The organism is Klebsiella sp. X1-16S-Nf21, assembly GCF_002837615.1.
Lineage (GTDB): Bacteria > Pseudomonadota > Gammaproteobacteria > Enterobacterales > Enterobacteriaceae > Klebsiella > Klebsiella variicola.
Genome location: NZ_PJDK01000149.1, coordinates 1 through 1,660 on the forward strand (window position 1 = coordinate 1; position 1,660 = coordinate 1,660).

Here is a 1,660-nt window from a genome sequence, read left to right on the forward strand (position 1 = left end):
CAGCAGCGAGCCTGCACGGAAGTGCTCCAGCATGTGTGGGATGCTGCGCGCGCAGAAGGTCACGGATTTCACGCGGCGGGTGTTGATATCGCCTTCGTTGATGATGGTGGCATTCAGGTGATGCGCCATGTCGATCGCGCGGGTGGCGATCAGATCGAAGCTCCACGGCACCGCGCCCAGTACTGGCAGGGAGCTGCCTTTCTGCAGCTGAGCCGGGTCGATCTTCACGACTTTCGCTTTCGACGAGTCGTCGAAGATTTCGGACAGGTCAGGACGGGTACGGCCCTGCTCGTCGACCGGTGCATTCAGTTTGTTGACGATAACGCCGGTAATGCTGGTGTTTTTCGCGCCGCCAAAGCTGTTGCGGGTCAGTTCAATACGCTCGTTCAGCTGCTCTGGCGTATCGGTGCCCTGCGACATCACGAAGACGATTTCCGCGTTCAGCGTTTTGGCGATTTCAAAGTTCAGCGCCTGCGCGAACTGATGCTTACGGGTCGGCACCAGGCCTTCCACCAGTACTACTTCCGCATCCTGAGTGTTCGCGTGGTAGTTGGCGATGATCTCTTCCATCAGCACATCTTTCTGATTGCTGGAGAGCAGAGATTCAACGTGGTTCATCTTCAGCGGTTCAGCGGCGGTGGTCGTGGAGGAGCTGGCGCGAACGATGGTGGTGGTCTGGTCTGGCGCATCGCCACCGGAGCGCGGTTGGGCGATTGGTTTAAAGACGCTCAGACGAACGCCTTTGCGTTCCATAGCACGGATCACACCGAGGCTGACGCTGGTCAGGCCTACGCTGGTACCGGTAGGAATTAACATGATAGTACGGGACACGGTATATCCTCTTTCGTTACCGCCAGTATCAGGCGGGATACAAAACAGCACCACCAGCTACCCGTCATACTTCAAGTTGCATGCGCGTTGGCTCTACTTGCTCACCCCGGTGGCGTACGTGGTGTACGCCACCGGGGATTTGCTGCGTCGCCGCCTTCCTGCAGCTCGAATTATTGAAGGTTATGGCTGGCGGTGTGGAATTAAGCGGTCAGACGGCTGGCGTCTTGCGCGATGACCAGTTCTTCGTTGGTCGGGATAACCACGGCAGGACGGGTGCCTTCTTTGTTGATGAAGCCAGACTTGCCGAAACGGGCAGCCAGGTTACGTTCGTGGTCAACTTCGAAGCCCAGGACGCCCAGTTTGCCCAGCGACAGTTCACGCACCATCGCGGCGTTTTCACCGATACCGCCGGTGAAGATAACGGCGTCGAGACGACCGTCCATCAGCGCGGTGTAGGAGCCGATGTATTTCGCCAGGCGGTGGCAGTAGACGTCCATCGCGCGTTTAGCGTCGGCTTTTTCCTGGTAGTTGTCTTCCACGTAGCGGCAGTCGCTGGTGACTTCGGTCAGACCCAGCAGGCCGGACTCTTTGGTCAGCATTTTGTTGATCGCGTCAACGCTCATGCCCAGGGTGTCGTGCAGATGGAAGATGATTGCCGGGTCGATGTCGCCGGAGCGGGTACCCATCACCAGACCTTCCAGCGGCGTCAGGCCCATGGAGGTATCAACGCATTTACCGTTACGGATAGCGGAAACAGAGCCACCGTTGCCGAGGTGGCAAGTGATGATGTTCAGCTCTTCCACCGGCTTGTTCAGGATCTTAGCGGCTT

General features: G+C 58.0%; 1 protein-coding gene and 1 pseudogene. Both read right to left on the reverse strand.

The genetic code is table 11. The features are described 5' to 3' along the window. Positions 1 to 831: AAA family ATPase (locus CW267_RS29770; RefSeq protein WP_165787486.1), on the reverse strand; the 831-nt coding region annotated here is incomplete at its 3' end. Between the two features lie 200 nt (positions 832 to 1,031). Then, positions 1,032 to 1,660 (reverse strand): annotated as a pseudogene (gene ackA, locus CW267_RS29775) (acetate kinase); the annotation flags it as partial.